The organism is Stieleria bergensis (genome assembly GCA_007745635.1).
Taxonomy (GTDB): domain Bacteria; phylum Planctomycetota; class Planctomycetia; order Pirellulales; family Pirellulaceae; genus Stieleria; species Stieleria bergensis.
This window is the reverse complement of the sequence record CP036272.1, coordinates 1,889,078-1,906,322: the sequence shown is the minus strand read 5'-3', so window position 1 is coordinate 1,906,322 and position 17,245 is coordinate 1,889,078. Positions and strand designations below refer to the sequence as shown.

The 17,245-nt window shown below is 55.4% G+C and carries 12 protein-coding genes; 6 read left to right on the top strand and 6 right to left on the bottom strand.

Annotated elements, in window-relative coordinates; all coding sequences use genetic code 11:
• Positions 1-297: 297 nt before the first annotated feature.
• A complete protein-coding gene (hemC, locus tag SV7mr_RS06435) occupies positions 298-1,461 on the bottom strand; it encodes a hydroxymethylbilane synthase (RefSeq protein ID WP_419188179.1) in 1,164 nt (387 codons plus the stop codon).
• Positions 1,462-1,748: 287 nt separating this feature from the next.
• Entirely contained in the window at positions 1,749-1,928 is a 180-nt protein-coding gene (locus SV7mr_RS25135; protein ID WP_419188178.1) for a hypothetical protein, read from the bottom strand.
• Here SV7mr_RS25135 and SV7mr_RS06430 point away from each other — a divergent pair.
• On the top strand, positions 1,917-4,646 hold the full coding sequence (locus SV7mr_RS06430; protein WP_145270301.1) for a protein kinase domain-containing protein: 2,730 nt from the start codon (positions 1,917-1,919) through the stop codon (positions 4,644-4,646). The two genes, SV7mr_RS25135 and SV7mr_RS06430, sit on opposite strands and share 12 nt — an antisense overlap.
• A 17-nt stretch (positions 4,647-4,663) precedes the next feature.
• Here SV7mr_RS06430 and SV7mr_RS06425 read toward each other — a convergent pair whose 3' ends face one another.
• The gene (locus SV7mr_RS06425; protein ID WP_145270299.1) at positions 4,664-5,689 is read right to left on the bottom strand and encodes a zinc-binding alcohol dehydrogenase family protein; all 1,026 of its coding nucleotides are present in this window, start codon (positions 5,687-5,689) and stop codon (positions 4,664-4,666) included.
• 2 nt (positions 5,690-5,691) lie between these two features.
• Positions 5,692-6,528 carry an amidohydrolase family protein gene (locus SV7mr_RS06420; RefSeq protein WP_145270296.1) on the bottom strand — a complete coding sequence of 279 codons (837 nt, stop codon included), beginning with the start codon at positions 6,526-6,528 and terminating at the stop codon, positions 5,692-5,694.
• A 341-nt stretch (positions 6,529-6,869) separates the two neighbouring features.
• Between SV7mr_RS06420 and SV7mr_RS06415 the strand changes: the two genes are divergently transcribed.
• Together SV7mr_RS06415 and SV7mr_RS06410 are read left to right on the top strand one after the other, a co-directional pair.
• Positions 6,870-7,115, top strand: coding sequence for a hypothetical protein (locus SV7mr_RS06415; protein ID WP_145270294.1), 246 nt, complete (start codon positions 6,870-6,872; stop codon positions 7,113-7,115).
• 141 nt (positions 7,116-7,256) lie between these two features.
• Complete coding sequence (locus tag SV7mr_RS06410) at positions 7,257-8,165, top strand: sigma-70 family RNA polymerase sigma factor (protein WP_419188177.1); 909 nt, start codon at positions 7,257-7,259, stop codon at positions 8,163-8,165.
• Positions 8,166-8,274: 109 nt separating this feature from the next.
• Here the strand turns inward: SV7mr_RS06410 and SV7mr_RS06405 are convergent, their stop codons facing one another.
• Positions 8,275-9,471, bottom strand: a complete 1,197-nt coding sequence (locus tag SV7mr_RS06405) for a Gfo/Idh/MocA family protein (protein ID WP_419188176.1) — start codon at positions 9,469-9,471, stop codon at positions 8,275-8,277.
• Between the two features lie 638 nt (positions 9,472-10,109).
• Here SV7mr_RS06405 and SV7mr_RS06400 point away from each other — a divergent pair.
• The 3 genes from SV7mr_RS06400 to SV7mr_RS06390 all read left to right on the top strand — a co-directional run bounded on the left by SV7mr_RS06400 (position 10,110) and on the right by SV7mr_RS06390 (position 15,487).
• The gene (locus tag SV7mr_RS06400) at positions 10,110-10,781 is read left to right on the top strand and encodes a hypothetical protein (RefSeq protein WP_145270290.1); all 672 of its coding nucleotides are present in this window, start codon (positions 10,110-10,112) and stop codon (positions 10,779-10,781) included.
• Positions 10,782-10,881: 100 nt separating this feature from the next.
• Positions 10,882-12,864 (top strand): ATP-dependent helicase, encoded by a 1,983-nt coding sequence (locus SV7mr_RS06395; protein WP_145278126.1) that lies wholly within the window; start codon positions 10,882-10,884, stop codon positions 12,862-12,864.
• Positions 12,865-13,180: 316 nt separating this feature from the next.
• Positions 13,181-15,487, top strand: coding sequence for an AMP-binding protein (locus SV7mr_RS06390; RefSeq protein WP_145270288.1), 2,307 nt, complete (start codon positions 13,181-13,183; stop codon positions 15,485-15,487).
• Between the two features lie 104 nt (positions 15,488-15,591).
• Here the strand turns inward: SV7mr_RS06390 and SV7mr_RS06385 are convergent, their stop codons facing one another.
• Positions 15,592-17,208, bottom strand: coding sequence for a sulfatase family protein (locus tag SV7mr_RS06385; RefSeq protein ID WP_145270286.1), 1,617 nt, complete (start codon positions 17,206-17,208; stop codon positions 15,592-15,594).
• Positions 17,209-17,245: the final 37 nt, after the last annotated feature.

Sequence of the window (17,245 nt, the reverse complement as noted above, 5' to 3'; positions counted from 1 at the left end):
GGGTACCGCTCGTCTTCGCCCAGCATGACCGGGGCCGGTCCCAGTGTGGCGGTCCCAGTGTGGCGATGACCTGCATTCGCGCAGTGGCTTAACACGCAAAACGGGGCGTTCTCGCCCCTGGAAGCACCGACTCGCTGGGAGCAGTGTTTTTGCAACAATCGACCAGCACATCAGACTCAGCGCATCAGCCCCAGGCACAGCGTTCGAATGAACGCGGTTCAACGTGACATGCCACTGCAGGCTGCAGCACCGGCCAGCATCGCCATTGTAGTCCCCATCAAATCAGCGGTGTGAAAACTACTCGCTGCGACCATCGTGGATCAGTTCCTTGGCGCCTTGCTCAATCAACTGCTGGCTAAGCTGCAACCCTAACTGAGCGGCTTGATGAACTGAGCCAGTGGCTGGATCCCGATCATCCAAGTCAATCTCGCATTTCCCCTGGACCTCTAATTGCTGGGTGCCATCGGTAGACAGCACGCGTGCGATCAGATTTAAGGACCAACCAGAAGCTTCGTCGGTCTCAATGGTGCCCAGCGCTGCGATCGGCGCCAAGCATCCGCCATGCAGCGCCGCGAGCAGCGTTCGCTCGGCCAGTGTACAAGCCATCGATGCCGGATCACTCGTCAATGCGACTTGTTGAAAAGCCGCTTGATCGTCTCGACGAACTTCGATGGCCAAGGCCCCCTGACCCGGAGCTGGCAACATGATGTCCAGCGGCAACTCGACCCGTGGCAGGTCATGCATTTCCAAACGCTCAATGCCGGCGGCAGCCAAAATGATGGCGTCGTATTGCCCATCAGACATTTTCTTCAATCGCGTCTGGACATTCCCACGAATGGGCTGAATGTCTAAATCGGGACGCACACGTTTAAGTTGTGCAGCGCGGCGGCGACTGCCAGTACCGATGACGGCGCCTTGCCTGAGCTGATCCAAGCTCAGGCCAGCTGGACTGACCAAACAGTCCGTCACAATCTCGCGATCGGGACAGGATGCCAAAACCAATTCAGCATGCTTCTCGGTCGGCAAGTCCTTCATCGAGTGCACAGCCACATCCCCTTCATCTTGCAACAGGGCGCGCTGGATACGTTTGGTAAAAACGCCCACGCTGCGGCGGCCATCGATCGGGCTCATGTCGATATCGCCGCTGCTGACCATGGGCACAATTTCGACTTGTGTTCCATGGCCCGATAACAGCGCCGCAACATGCTCGGCCTGCCACATCGCCAACGGGCTTTCGCGAGTGGCAATGCGTAGCGACGATGCTGACACATCGGATTCCAGCGAAGCGGTGCTGGGGGACGCTGGACTGGAAGCGGCAGAAGCTGAGTTTGACGATTGATCTGACGAAGACACGTGAGTCTGACGGGGTTGAAGGATCTCTGGCAGGATGCAGAACCGAAAGCCTGCACCTTCGACCATCTGCAAGTCACAATCTAAACGCCCCAAGCATGACAAACGCACAATGGTTTACCAACGGGGCTAGATCAACTGAGTGCCACAGATTTGCTGCCACGGTTCGGCGGCGATGCCGGAACGCGGCAATTTGAGCGGCGATGAAGGTTAAACCTTAACCGTTGCGCGGGTCATCCTGGCTGCGGCACATCACCCGCTTGGTGCGAATCTGACGCGTGCGGACATTCAACCCCAACCGTTCAGCCCTCTTCCGGGCTATCAGAGGGGGACAATCCAGGCCGTTTTTCGAATTCAGGCAATCGCCAGAGTACAGAGCGTCCCACGTTTGCGTAACCTTATTGGAAGCCATGATCTTCGGAAATCTTTTCTTGCATTGCGTCGTCCTTCGGGGCTGAAGAGGCTTTTCCTTGTCCCCACCAAGCGATCCCCACGATCTGTCCTCTCACTCCGATGCGAATCGCTCCGGAGACAGTGGGGAGATTGCGCCGCTTGAGCATCAATCGGTGTCGAGCCACGATTTGCTGCCCCTAGGAACAGACGCTGCCGAAACCTCGTTTGAAGACCTGCTCAGCGACGCGCCGATTCCGGTCCCCAACTCACTGGGCATCGAAATTCCCCCGTCCGGTAGCCCAGAACCACCCACCCAGGACTTTGCCGCCGACAACGACAGCCAGGACTTGAACCTGACAGGCGTCCCCCACCAGGTTCAGACTGCCGAAGCGGCCGCCGAGAAGAAACCCGATATCTTCAGCGGTATCGAAGAGATCGGTGAATACAAAGTCCTGCGGCGGATCGGCTCCGGCGGAATGGGGCAGGTGTTCCTGGCCGAACACAAACGCATGCAGCGTCAAGTTGCGATCAAGCTGATCCGTAACGACCGAGTCTCTGACCCATCGACGATTGATCGTTTTTATGACGAAGTTCGCGCGGCATCGCGTGTGCTGCATCCGAACGTGGTCACAGCATTCGACGCCAGCGAACAAACGGGCCTGCATTACTTAGTGATGGAGTACGTCAACGGGATGACGTTGACGCGTTTGGTTTCCAAAAAGGGGCCACTGTCAACGGGATTCGCTGCAGACCTGATCCGTCAAGCGGCACTGGGCCTGCTGCACGCTCACCGCGCAGGCGTTGTTCACCGCGACGTGAAGCCCGGCAACTTGATCTACGCCAGTGATGGAACGTTAAAAGTCCTTGACCTGGGGCTGGCGCAAATCAGTCAAGTGGTTTGGTCTGATGACGGACGGGACCTGGGCCGGATGGCTGATCCCGATTCACACTACAAACGCAAAGGCCGATTGGTTGGCACACTGGCCTACATGTCGCCCGAGCAACTTGAACACGCTGACGAAGCGGATCCGCGGAGCGATATCTATTCGCTCGGTGCAGTGCTGTACTTTTTGCTAACAGCCAAGTCGCCATACAGTGGCGATTATCTGGAACAAGTCTACGGACACCGCCACGGTGAGATTCCCGACCTGATGCGGGAACGCAGCGATGTGGACCTGGGGCTGGCGAATGTCCTGCGACGCATGCTGGCCAAGGATGTCAAGAAACGCTATGCCTCGATGGATGAAGTGATCGAGGACATCGGCAAGTACGCGCAGTCAACCTCGGTGCCTTCGTGGATGGCAGGGGTCTCTGGCATTCAGTTAGCCAGTGAGCAATCAACGTTCTCCGGCGGTTCGACTTCGCTGTCGCTCTCCACCGTCTGCGGCATCGACCTTGGCATGACCTATGCGGCGTTGGCCAAAGCGACTCCTGGCTACGCGGCCGAAAGCTTGCCCGCTGGACAGGAACAACAGCCGCTGTACCGAATCGCGTTGGCCGATGACGGCACCGGACTGTACTTCGATCAAGATGCTTACCAGCTCCGTTATCGAGCGCCTAAAAAGGTCGTCCACTGCTTGCCGATGTACATTGGCAAGGACATTGTGCAACGCAGCATCGCACAACGGCAATGCCCTCCGGAAGCCCTGATGGGACTGAGCTTGCATCACATGCTCAAGCATCGGTGGCCCGAAGAGGAAATGCCTCAATTGACAGCCGTCACGGTGCCGGCCAGCTACGACCAGTTTCATCGCCGCAGCGTTCGCCAAGCCTGCCGCCTAGCTGGCCTTGAGTCCGTTCGCCTGGTCCACCGTGGCATTGCTGCGGTACAGTCCTTGCTGCAGGATGCTGACCAAGGCAAAGAGCAAGACATCGTGCGACTGGATAAAGAGGCCAGCGAAATCCTGTTGTTTATCGGCCTAACCGGACAAGCCACCGAGATCTCGTTGATCTGCCGTGAAGGCACTCAGCTGACCGAATTGGCCACCGCAGGTCACTGGCACACCGGCATGCTTTCCTGGCTCTCGCGATTGGTTGATCTCGCCACGCAAGCCTTTCTTGAAACGCATCAGCTTGATCCAACCGAATCGTCACTGTCCGCATCCCGTTTGCAGATGGCTTGCGAAAAAGCGCTCAACTCGCTGTTGTTGCTGCCAGAAACCAACGTCACCTTGCACTTGAATCAAGCTGAATACTCAATTGTCGTTTCGCGTCAGCAGTGGCTCGAACGCTGCCACGACTTGATCGCCAAGATGCAGCAACACGTCCAATCAGTTTGCCAACAAGCGGGCATTAGGCCGGAAGACATTGATTCCTGCGTGACGCTGGGGCCCATCATGCGGATGGCTTCACTGCGAGAGGACCTGTTAGCGGGCTGCGCGGATGAAATGCCCGTGCACATGATCGATCGCAGCGCCGTGGCGCGTGGCGCGGCCGCTTGCCTGGCCGCTGAACTGCCACAACGCGGTGACATGCAACTGCCACCTAAAAGCGTTAGCGGTCAATCCATTGGTATCGTGATCGAAGACAACGAAGGCCGCCGCCGCATCCTGCCCATCATGCCTCGTGGTGAAACGCTGCCAGCACGCACCAATCGCAAACTGAACATTGCCGCCAATCGAAACTCGATGACGCTGTCGATCGTTGAGTCCTCGGGCATTGAGAGCGACCAATGGCAATCGCTGGGTCGCTATGAATTCACCAAGCATCAAGACGAATCAAAACGCGAAAAACGAACTCGCATGATCGGCTTTGAACTGAACATCGACGGCCTGTTGACCGTTCGTGCTCAAAGCCCCGACACGCCAGAGAGCAATCGGCTTCCCATCATTCCCAAACCCATGCTGCCATTGGAAGACGAGGCCGCCTGGACGCGTTGGATCGCGTCGGTTTCGACCAACTGATCTTGGCAGTTGCTTGCTTAGGTCACTGAAATCACGGCTTTGATCACACCGGTCTCTGGTTTGGTGTAAGACTCAAAATCAGTCAACACTCCATCCATATCCGTGCGGTGCGTGATCCATGGCACCGTGTCAATCACTCCCATCTCAATCAGTTTGATGATGCGAGTGAAATCACCTGGCAATGCATTCCGCGATGCAACAATGCTGGCTTCCGGCTTGTGCAGTGTGGGATGTCGAAAGACCACTTCATCGGTCGTGATGCCGACATAGACCAGCGACCCCGTGCTGGCAACGTACTGCAAAGCTCCCGACATTGAGTGTCGGTTCCCAGTGGCATCGACAACACTTTGATAAAAATCGCCGCCGGTGGCTTGCTGTATCTGCTCTCGTTCGCTGCCATCGCCGACGAACTGAATGGTATGATCCACGGCGTAGTGCTTGCGAACAAACTCTAACCGCGCTGGATTCATATCCATCACACTCACTTTAGCCCCGGTCAGTTTGGCAAATTCCAATGTCGCCAGTCCAATAGGCCCCATCCCGATGATCAGCGCGTGATCGGCCGGTTGTGGATTGGCTCGATCATTGGCGTGACAACCAATGGCCAGTGTTTCGACCAAAGCCAACTGATCATACGTCAACCTGCTTGACGGGTGCAGTTTATCGGCGCGAACCAAGAATGATTCACACAGTCCGCCGTCCATCATCACGCCGATGACTTTCAGGTTCTGGCAGCAGTTTGTTGCACCACGGCGACACGGGTAACAGGTTCCGCAGTTCATGTAGGGTTCGACACTGCAGCGGTCTCCCACTGTCACGTTTTCCACGCCTTCACCGACTGCCAGCACCTCAACACCCAATTCGTGACCGGGAATTCGAGGAAAGTCAAAGAAGGGAAACTTGCCGAGATAACAGCTAATGTCCGTGCCACAGACTCCCATGCGGTGCGTTCGCACCAACGCTAGCCCAGGTCCCGGAGCGCCGGGCTCATCAATTTCGATTGGCTTGAGAGTTTTGACTTCGCTGATTTGAATGGCTCGCACCGTTATTGCTCCAATTGATAGACTCGAGAGGCGTTGCCGCCAAAGAAAGCTTCTTGATCTCGTCGGGAAAGCCCCGCAGCCAACTGCTCGGCGACCTGCTTCCAACGAGTGTACTCGGTTCGCAACAAGCACACCGGCCAATCGCTTCCAAACATTAAACGCTCCGGCGTGAAGGCATCCAACACGACTTGCCAGTAGGGACGAATCAAATCGATGTCCCAGTCCTGGAGTTGGACTTCCGTTGCAACACCGGAAAACTTGCAACTGACATGATCACATTGAGCCAGTTGCTTGATGCCGTCGACCCAAGCGGGATCAGGCTGATCACTGGTGATCGTTGGCTTGGCGATGTGATCCAGGACCATCGGGATGTCAACATGACTCTGCGCAAACTGAATCGTCGCCGGCAACTGACGGGCAAAGATCAGCAGGTCATAAACCAAGTCGCGTCCGACCAGTCGCCGAATCCCGCGATTGAAGTCCGCACCCAAAATAAAGTCATCATCGGGCTCGTCTTGAACCACGTGACGCATGCCCTTTAGCGCTGCCACGCCACTGAACTGATCCAATTGATCGACCACTTCATCACTGGCAAAGTCCACCCATCCGACAACGCCTTTTATCCGCGGGGATGCCTGAGCGAGCTCAATCAACGCCTCCGTTTCGGCCAGCGACTGACGGGCCTGTACCGTCACAAAACCGTCAACACCGTCAGAACCGGCAAGGCTCTCCAGGTCAGTGCCCCCAAAATCTCGCTTTAGTACCTCCATGCCAGCGCCAATCCAAGGATATTCGCTGGCATCGTACCGCCAAAGATGATGATGTGAGTCAATGACCATGGTTGACTTCCAATTGAATGACAAACGATGTGTACAGATGAGTGCTTGAAAACGAAGCCAGTTTCAAAACGAAGCAGTGCGAAGCCCGTCGCCAGACGACTCGCCATCCACCTCGCAATGAACACGGCTGAATCAATCGAGCGGATCACCCCGATTGGCTGCGTCAGATTGATCGCGTTGGATACAAAGTAGAAGCGACTTAGCGATTCAAGGCAAGGAGTGCTGGCAGCACAATCAGCACATCAGGACCACCAAGCCGTGATTTGTGATCAATCGGAACAGCATGAACAATCGCTAGCGACGGAATAGCTGGGATTCCAAGGTCGAAACTGTAGTGGACCATGGTGCAGACCCGAAAGACACCATGCGGCAGCAAGTCCGTTCATGCCATCGTTGCCAAACGATGGTGCACCAACCGCTGGCTGATTCAGCCATCATTGGACATCCAACTGGATAGAGTACCACCGATCACCGCACTGGTTTGTCATCCCTTGCACAAGCCTTTGCCGAGTCGCCCAATGATGAATCACTTTCCAACGTTGCCAACGACAAACAACTTGCTGGAAGATCCGAGAGACGCTCGCTGAACGCAATGCCGACCGCGACACCGCTCCGATCTTCATCGCATACCAACCTCCCACTTCGAATCCTGATCCGACGAATGCAACGTGAAGCCGGACTGATCACCGGACTCAACTGCCTTCTATGATCCAATGATGAAAAAGTCCATGTCCGATTCCGCACTCTCGTCGCCTGACCCAGACTTGGCTGATGTCAGCAAGGCCCGTCGTTCAACCCGACGCACCTCTGACGTTGCCCAGTCACCCCTGGAAACGTACCTGCGTGAAATCAATGAAACGGCGTTATTGACCGCTCAGGAAGAACTGCAACTGGCCGCCCGCATCGAGCAGGGTGACGTCGAAGCTCGCGACCGAATGGTGCGAGCTAACTTGCGTCTGGTCGTCAATATCTCCCGCGGATACACCGGCAAAGGGCTTAGTCTGCAAGACCTGATCGAAGAGGGCAACCTGGGGCTCTTGCGAGCCGTCGAAGGCTTTGACCCGACCGTGGGAACCCGGTTCAGCACCTACGCCAGCTACTGGATCAAACAATCCATCAAACGCGCTTTGATCAACAGCGCTAAAACCATCCGCATTCCAGCCTACATGGTGGAACTGCTTAGCAAGTGGCGCCGAGCGACGGCACGACTGAGCGAAGAACTGGGACGCACGCCGACCAACGAAGAAGTCGCGCGTGTCTTGGGATTACCCAAAAAGAAACTGCCCATCATTCGCAAAGCCATCCGGATCAGTAACAGCACCCCGCAAAGTGACCAATCCGAATCCGGTTGGTCGCTAGGCGAAATGGTGATGGACGAGCGTTTGAAGGCTCCCGATGAACTGATGCTGGATCACGACATCCTGCGTCATGCCATGGAATTGCTGAGCGAATTAGAAGAACGCGAAGCGATGGTTCTGAAACTTCGCTTCGGCCTCGATGGTGATGAGCCCAAGACGCTTAAGGAAATCGGCATCGAACTTGGCCTGACGCGTGAACGCGTGCGTCAAATCGAAACCGAAGCCCTGCGTCGTCTGGCAGACGGTTTGACCGACCCGCGAGAACGCTTTGGGATGTAACCTGCCGAAGAGGCCTTTGGTCTCCTGGGAGACCTTCCGCCGCTGGCGATCTTGCGACAACCAGCGGCACGAGACGCGTTGACATGCGTGGCTTCGACTTGTGGGAACGCTACGGTCGTGCTGCTTCGTGCTTCAGCGGCAACCAAGCGGCATTCTCATTGCTGCTGGCCACACACTGCTGAATGAAGTACATGCCTTCCACACCGTCGTAACAGTTCGTGTAAACGGTGTCATGACGTTCAATGGGCTGGCCTGACGCTCGCTTAGCCATGTCATCAAAGGCCGCCACGTACAGATTGGCAAAGGCTTCGAAAAACGCCTCGGGGTGACCCGCTGGAATGCGACACGCACCGGCTCCCATGGGATTCATGAACGAAGCATTGGGGTCACGAGTGATGATCTGATGAGCCTTGCCGTTCTGGCGGTAAATCAACTCATTGGGGTTCTCCTGACGCCAACGCAGCGAGCCCTTGGTGCCGTCAATTTCAATTTCCAAATCATTCTCACGACCATGACTGATCTGTGAGGCAGTCACGGTCCCCAGAGCGCCGTTCTCATAACGGATCACAGCGGTCCCGTAATCATCCAACTGGCGACCTGGCACGAATGCCTTGAGGTGACAACTCACCTGATCGGGCAACAGACCGGTCATGTAACGGCCCAAGTTGTAGGCGTGGGTGGCAATGTCACCAAAAGCACCTGCCGCACCACTGCGTTTGGGATCGGTTCGCCAAGCCGCTTGCTTTTGATCTTCGTCTTCCAACGAAGTCCGCAACCAGCCTTGAATGTACTGAGCACGAACCGCATTGATTTCACCGAGCTCACCACTGGTGACCATCTCACGCACTTGGCGGACCAGCGGGTAACCGGTGTAATTGTGTGACAAAGCGAAAACAACATCGCTGTTCTTGACGGTCTCCAACAAGCTTTCCGCCTGAGCCAGATCGTAGGTCATCGGCTTGTCACAAACCACGTTGAAACCGGCTTTCACTGCCGCTTCGGCAACTTCAAAGTGCACGTGGTTGGGAGTCGCGATCGACACAAAATCAATGCGTTGATCCTCTGGAAGCGCCAATTCTGAATCCAGCATCTCCTGATAACTGGTGTAGGCACGTGACTCGGCAATCCCATAGTCTGGAGCCGAGGCTTTGGCACGCTCCGGGTTGCTGGAAAGCGCCCCGGCAACCAATTCTGCCCGATTGTCCAAGCACGCGGCGATGGAATGCACGCGGCCAATAAAAGAACCTTGGCCACCACCGACCAGTGCCATGCGAAGTTTCCGGTTCAAAGGTTCGTTGATGCCCATGGTGATTGATTGACCTCGGTAGGAAAAAGGGAGACAATGGAAAGGAAAAGGCAGCGTATCATACAGTCGCGACGGCAAAGTTTTAACAGGGCAAGGCGTTTTTGATGCCCGCATTGAAGCCCGTCGCCCCAAAGCAAAATCCCCAGAGCAAAATCTCCATCGAAAATCCCAGTGCGAATTTCGCGGTGGTAAATTTCGCTGCGGTAAACTCCCATTCCAAACGTCCCCCAATCGTAAAGTCCTCCATATACTTCTACAATTACCCAATCCTTCGACAATTGCCCAGAGAGCCCCGGCCGTGCGTCTCAGATGAACCTCTTAGACGTAGCCCTGACTGACCGCCAAAGCCCTGACTGACCGCCAAAGCCCTGACTGACCGTCGAAACCCTGGGCTTGCGTCCACACGGCGAGATTACCGGGCGCCGAGTGAACGATCCAATCCAACCATCGATCCCGCGATTGATGGTAGAAGCGAATCCCCTGCGAACGCTGATTGCCTGACCGATCAAGGTGCCATTAGCCCGCTCGCAGCCCTGACCCATTGACCTTAAAATTCACTGAAACGATTTTCGGCAACGATTGCACTTTCCGAAAACTCGTCTCGCCCTTTTCCTTGTTTTGTTGGAGCCCTGTCAGCGATGACCGAAAAACAGACTGCAAACGACCGAGTTGAAGTTCAGCAATCCGAAATCGCTACCAAAGCGACCAGCAAACAAGCGTTCCAGTCCCGCCTGCTGGTGGGATTGCTAACCGTCAGCCTCGTGTCGCTCTTCGTCGCGTCCTATTTTGCCGGACAAGCCGGTGCACTGCGTGAGCAAGTCACGACATCGCAATCGCAATTCCAACAGGCGATCGCGAACCACCCGTTCCAGGCACCAATCAAGTCTGTCAATGCTAGCGCTGCGATCAGCAAAGAAAAGTTCTCCATGGCCACCGGATTTCTCTCCGACCGCGCCGAAGGCCTGTTTGTCTTGGACCACAACTCGGGATTGCTGCAGTGCTCAGTGATCTATCCGCGGATGCAGAAGTTTTTGGGCTTGTTCACCGTCAATGTTCACGACACCCTTGGGCAGAGCAAAGGCGGTGAATTCATGATGATGACCGGCATGGTGGATGTGCCTAGCAGCAACAACAATCCAGTCGGCTCATCGGTGGTTTACGTCATGAACACCAGCACTGGCATGTACGCCTGCTACTACATTCCATTCAGCCGAACGATGATGAATTCCAACGCCCCACAACAGGGTGCTCTGGTCCTCCTCAGCACTGGCTCAGCAGACCCGATTGTTAATCGCGATAACCTGCGATAACCATCGCTGCATTGGTTTGTCCGATTTCGATACACTCGTGGTCGCTTTGCCTGCATTCACAGCAAGGCGAGATAGTTAAGGATTCGTCTTGTCTCACGGAATGAACCCCGCCCAAGCGGATGCGGTAAACACCTTGAAAGGTCCCTTGCTTGTCTTGGCCGGCGCGGGCACCGGTAAGACCCGAGTGGTCACGTTTCGGATTGCCAATCTCATTCGCCACGGAACCGCACCGGACCGGATTCTGGCGGTGACGTTTACGAACAAAGCCGCCGGCGAAATGAAAGAGCGTGTCGGCGAGCTCTTGGGGACCGCTGGCAAACGAGCCAAAAAAGGACAGCGGCGCCCGCAGCCAACCATCAGCACGTTCCACGCGCACTGCGTTCAGATTTTGCGGCAGCACGCCACCGCGCTGGGGTATCCCAAAAAGTTCTCCATCTACGATCGCAGCGATCAAGAGTCGCTCGCCCGATCGATTTTGCGCGACTTACGCCTGCCCAACACGGCGCTAAAGCCTGCCGATTTGCTGATGATGATCAGCAACTGGAAAAACGAATCGGTGCACCCCGATCGGGCTCCCTTTGTTGCCACCACCGACAAAGAACACTTGGCGGCAGCGGGTTATCGCCAGTACCAACAAGGCCTCAAGTCCCGCGGAGCAATGGACTTTGACGACCTGCTGCTGCAGACAGAAGTCCTCTTCGATGAACACCCGCAAATCCGCGATGAAGAAGCTGGCAAATTCGACCACATCTTGGTCGACGAGTACCAAGACACCAATGGCAGCCAGTACCGCATCACCAAACACCTCTCTGGTAAGCATCGCAACTTGTGCGTGGTGGGTGACGATGATCAATCCATTTACGCTTGGCGCGGCGCCGATGTCACGCACATTCTGAACTTCAAGAACGATTGGCCAGACGCAAAAGTTGTTTGCCTGGAATCCAATTATCGCAGCTGTGGCGCGATCTTAGAAATGGCCAATCGACTGATTCAATTCAATTCCACGCGACACGATAAAGTGCTTCGCCCCTCGCGCCCCGATGGGATGCGACCACGCATCGCTCAGCACAAAGACGAAACCAAAGAAGCGGCCAGCGTCGTCGCTGAAATCAAGCATCTGATTGATAACCAAAACGTCCAACCACGTGATATCGCAATCCTGTTTCGCACCAACGAACAACCGCGTTTGTTCGAAACAGAACTACGCAAGGCTGACGTGCCCTATGTGATGCTCGGTAGCCAGTCCTTCTTCGATCGCCGCGAAGTGCGTGACATGGTGGCCTACCTAAAGTGGCTTGACCAGCCCGATGATGAAGTCTCACTGCTGCGGGTGATCAACACCCCTGCGCGTGGTATCAGCGCCAAGACCGTGCAAACCTTGCTGCAACATGCGGTTGCCGATGGTGTCCCGATCTGGCAGGTGATGCAGAAGCAAGAAGTGGTCTCTCAGTTAACGCCGGCCGCTCAGCGCGGCGTGAGCGACCTGCAAGGAATTTATCAAGACGTCAATCGTCGTGTGAAAAATGACACCCTGGCGGACGCCTTTGAAACCTTGATGACGCGGACCAGCTACTCTGATGAAATCAACCGGCTTTACGACGAACCAGATGATCGCCAAAGCCGCATGGCATCCCTGGGCGAAGTCGCCAACGCGATGAGCGACTTTGAAGACAAAAACGATTCGGCTGACCTCACAGGCTTCCTGGCCGACATCGCCTTGAGTGGCAAGGAAATGGGTAGCCAAAAAGACAAAGCTGCTCAGCAAAATGCCGTTTGGTTGCTCACACTACACGCGGCCAAAGGCCTCGAATTCCCGGTCGTTTACATGGTCGGCATGGAAGAAGGCCTGCTACCTCACTCGCGTAGCGTGAAATCAGGCCGCGAAGAGGACATCGCCGAAGAACGACGACTGTGCTACGTCGGCATCACCCGAGCACAGGAACAATTGACTCTTTCAATGGCACTCACGCGGCGCAAATGGGGTAAAGCCAGACCAACCATTCCCAGCCAGTTTCTCTACGAAGTGACCGGGCAGGCGCAGAATCCCAACGTGTATCGCAAGAAAGCCGCCGCGAAGCTGTAGAGGGGACTGGCTCCACTGCTGCTTGAGGTTTACCGCCAGCTTGAGGTTTAACGCCAGTTGCGCGAACCATTTCCAAACGCTGCTCAAGCTGCCAGGCTGACGATCAAGAGCGTTCGGTCAGGTTGTTCGCCCCCCCGCCAACAAATTGGCGCTTTACCAGCCAATCCGCGGGCTCTTGTACTCCACAGAACCAATGAAAGCGCTGGCAGGACGGGCAATCCACTCTGGTCACCGAGCAGTCAAACCGATAAGCCAGTAACTTTCGCTACAATTGTCCTACTGCACAGCTTCGATCCCTGACTTCAAGGACACCCAGATGGGCCTATACATCGGCATAGCCGTCGTGCTGATCATCCTCGCACTCGTCGTGATTGCGATCGTTTCCCCGCGTCGTTTCGTGCGTGGCTTGTTCCGCCCCGCGCTGGCGCTGTTTTATCGCAAACGGATCATTGGATTAGAAAACCTTCCCAAAGAGGGTGGCTGCCTGGTGATCAGCAATCACATTTCGTGGATTGACGGCATCGTGATCCTGTGGATGCTGCCGCGCAATGTGCGCTTCTTGGTCGATGCGAGTAACTTTGAAAGCCGTCTTGGCAGCTACTTAGGCCGAGCCTTTGACACCATTTTCATGTACGCTCGACCAAAGTCGATCGGCAAGGCACTACGGACGGCTCGCGAAGGCCTCAACGAAGGCGACGTGATTGGAGTTTTCCCGGAAGGCTCCTTGTCGCGGAACGGCCAATTGCAAGGTTTCCGCGCTGGCATGCAGAAGATCCTCAAAGGCACCGAAGCGCCGATCATCCCCATGCACCTGGAAGGACTGTGGGGCAGCATCTTTAGCTTTTCCGGAGGCAATTTCTTTCTGAAATGGCCACGCAAATTCCGCCGCACACTGACCTTGCATATCGGCAAACCCTTGCCCAATGACATTCCCTTGGATGCAATTCGGGGGTCTGTCAGTCAATTGCATGCGGAATCAGCCATCGAACAGCGCGGTGAGTACGACAACCTACCACTGGCCGTCATCAAGTCCTGGCGCAAGAGCGGCTCCAGAGTTCGCGTCGCAGATTCCTCGGGGACCGAGCTCACCGGTCGCTCGGCTTTGATGCGAACACTGATCTTGCGTCGCGCCTTGCGTCGAGAATGCTTGGACAATGACGAAACCAATGTGGGTGTCTTTCTACCACCAAGCGCCGCGGGTGTCCTGACCAACGTCGCCATGGCTCTGGACAAACGTGTCACGGCAAACCTGAATTACACCGTCAGTAGTCCGGTGATCAATCACTGCATCAAAGAGATGAACATTCGCCATGTGATCAGCAGCAAGCGGTTCATGGAGAAGATTGATCTGGAGATCGATGCGGAAGTCATTGAACTCGAATCGCTGAAAGACAAAATCACGCTCACTGACAAGCTGATCGGTTTCATGATGGCGATGCTGCTGCCAATGGGAATCTTGTCAGCCATCCTGGGGCTGGGAAAGATTCAACCCGACGATCTTCTGACCGTGATTTTCACCAGCGGTTCAACCGGCATGCCCAAGGGCGTGCAGCTGACACATGCAAACATCAGCCACAATGTCGAAGCGATTAATCGAGCCGTCACACTCAGAGACGACGATGTCATCCTGGGCATCCTGCCGTTCTTTCATTCCTTTGGCTACACCGTCACGCTGTGGACCGCCCAGGCATTGGGGACAAAGAGCATTTACCACTTCAACCCGCTGGACGCGCGACAGATTGGCAAGCTCTCCGAAAAGTACGGCGTCACCGTGATCCTAGGCACACCAACGTTTGTTCGAGGTTACATTCGCCGCATCGAACCCAAGCAGTTCGACAAGCTGGATATCTGCATCGTCGGCGCCGAAAAAATGCCCGCCGACCTCTTCGATGCCTTCGAGAAACGGTTTGGCGTTCGCCCGGTAGAAGGCTACGGGACAACAGAACTCAGCCCCTTGGTTTCGGTCAACATTCCGATCTCCCGATCCACGGCCATTCACCATGATGATCGCCGTGAAGGCAGCGTCGGACAGCCTTTGCCGGGAGTCAGCGCCAAAATCGTTGATCCAGACACGGGGCAAAACATGCCCTGTGGTGAAGACGGCATGCTGCTGATCAAAGGCCCAAACGTGATGGCTGGCTACGCCAACAATCCCGAAAAGACAGCTCAAGTCTTGCATGACGGCTGGTACACCACCGGTGACATCGCTCACCTCGATCTCGATGGATTCATCTACATCACCGGACGCGTCAGTCGGTTTTCCAAAATCGGCGGTGAAATGGTACCACATGTCACTGTTGAGGAGCTGATCGTCAATTCCATCGGCACCGAAGAAGGTGGAAGCGACGAGGATCAACCGGCGATTTCAGTTGCCGTCACCGCAGTGCCCGACAGCAAGAAAGGCGAACGATTGATTGTGCTGCATCAACAAATCGACAAAACCGTCGACGAGATCATCACCGACCTGAAAGACGCTGGGCTGCCCAATTTGTTCATTCCCGGCCGAGATGCGTTTTATCAAGTCGACACAATTCCACTGCTGGGAACAGGCAAACTGGACCTGAAAGGTGCCAAGGACCTAGCGTTAGAGATCACCGACACCGGTGCATCGCTCCAGACCTAACCCGCTGGCCTGCCGGTGGAAGCCGGCCAAACCGCCGGCCAACCATTCGCCACAACGTGCAAGCGGTGAATTGCGCGAACCTTGATGTGCAATCAAACCGCCCGCTAGTGCGCGGCCTTGAGCACTTTGTTGTAGTTGAAAGCATCTTCTTGCTTCACCCCCAAGGCTTTGACCAGTGAAAGATAGCTCTTCCACTGAGCGGGGCTGACCAGATCCGATTTCTGTGCCCAGGGCACGTTGGGATCGAGCAACGTTCCAAACGATGGATAGTTGCGATCGCTCACCGCGTTCTGCTGCCAGTGCTTCAACTGGCTGGCGTATCGCTGACGCATGGTCTCCAGGATCGCTTGATGCTGATCATCATCAACCAAGTTGGTCATTTCATGAGGATCGTTCTGCAAGTCAAACAGTTCCTCAGCCGGTTCAAGCTGTTCGCCGCAACACCAGTAAATGTACTTGTAGCGTTGATCAACCACGGACATGGAATAGGTCAGTGGCGATCCCCAAACCTGAAACAATGGTATCGTCTGACGAGCCACTGTCGCCGCCGGATCGCAGACGGCATCAACCAGGCTGACGCCATCCATCACAGAAGGCGTTTTGACACCGGCATAGTCCAACACCGTAGGCGCGACATCAACTGTCCCGGTAACGTGCTGATACCGCTGGCCGTTGGCTCCTTTGCGAGGATCAAGAATGATTAACGGCACGTGCGAGCCTTCTTGATAAGGCAAGACCTTGCCGCCGAACCCATGGGATCCACAAAAGAATCCGTTGTCACTTGTCAGGATAATGATCGTATTCTCCGCCAACCCCTGCTTGGCAAGCTCCTCTCGCAACATCCCGACTGCATAATCGACACCATGAATCAATTGATGGTAACGGCGCATCGTGTCTTGGTAATGCTGTGGATCAAATCCCATGTCGTAAAAGAACGAAAGGTTCTGTCTTCCCAGACGAGACTGTTTGGCTAAATGGCTGCCATGTTTAGGACCGTAATTGGCTGGCTGTTTGAAGGCGACGTCCTGATAGACCGAATCAAAAAACGGGTCGGGAGTAAAGGGACGGTGGGGAGCCTTAAAAAACAGCGTTAAACAAAACGGTCGCTTATCGTCCACGGACTCGCGAATAAAGTCTTGTGCGAAGGCCCCGTACGCGCGACTGGAGTGTGGATACTTGTCGGCATACTTGGCAATGTATTTGTTGGCTGCGGTTTTATAGTTGGTTTGCCCGACACCTCCGCCCCAGCTGTCAAATTGATCGACAGGCAAGACTTGATAAGAGCGATCGGATTCGCTTTTGCCGTTGGTCACCGCAAAACCAAACTTGCCCGCGAAGCCAGTTCGATATCCGTTGTTCCGCAGCAAGACGGGATAGGACTTGGCAAAGGTCTTGGGACGCATCGGACCGTGCGAGAAATTGCAACCGGTTTTGTATTCGTACATGCCCGTCATCAAAGAGGCTCGACTGCCCATGCAGATGGCTGTCGAATTGTAATGATGAGTGAACAAGACGCCTTCGGCCGCCAACGCATCCATGTGCGGCGTTTGAACTTGTGCATTGCCGGTGACCTGCGTGGTCAAAAACGCCTGATCGTCGGTGTACAACACCACAATGTTCGGTCGTTCAGCCGCGGATGATTCAGCCTGAGCGGTTTGCTGAGCGGGCACACAGCGGGAGACAAGCAAGAAGAGACAAAGTGTAGCAAATCGGGCCAGCATGGGGATCTCTGCAGAGCAGGTGAGGGCAGGGCAAACG

Coding starts and splice junctions, on each gene's coding strand:
- SV7mr_RS06420 (WP_145270296.1), bottom strand. CDS start 6,528: ATGGTCATTGACTCACATCATCATCTTTGGCGGTACGATGCCAGCGAA.
- SV7mr_RS06415 (WP_145270294.1), top strand. CDS start 6,870: ATGGTGCAGACCCGAAAGACACCATGCGGCAGCAAGTCCGTTCATGCC.
- SV7mr_RS06410 (WP_419188177.1), top strand. CDS start 7,257: ATGTCCGATTCCGCACTCTCGTCGCCTGACCCAGACTTGGCTGATGTC.
- SV7mr_RS06405 (WP_419188176.1), bottom strand. CDS start 9,471: ATGGGCATCAACGAACCTTTGAACCGGAAACTTCGCATGGCACTGGTC.
- SV7mr_RS06400 (WP_145270290.1), top strand. CDS start 10,110: ATGACCGAAAAACAGACTGCAAACGACCGAGTTGAAGTTCAGCAATCC.
- SV7mr_RS06395 (WP_145278126.1), top strand. CDS start 10,882: ATGAACCCCGCCCAAGCGGATGCGGTAAACACCTTGAAAGGTCCCTTG.
- SV7mr_RS06390 (WP_145270288.1), top strand. CDS start 13,181: ATGGGCCTATACATCGGCATAGCCGTCGTGCTGATCATCCTCGCACTC.
- SV7mr_RS06385 (WP_145270286.1), bottom strand. CDS start 17,208: ATGCTGGCCCGATTTGCTACACTTTGTCTCTTCTTGCTTGTCTCCCGC.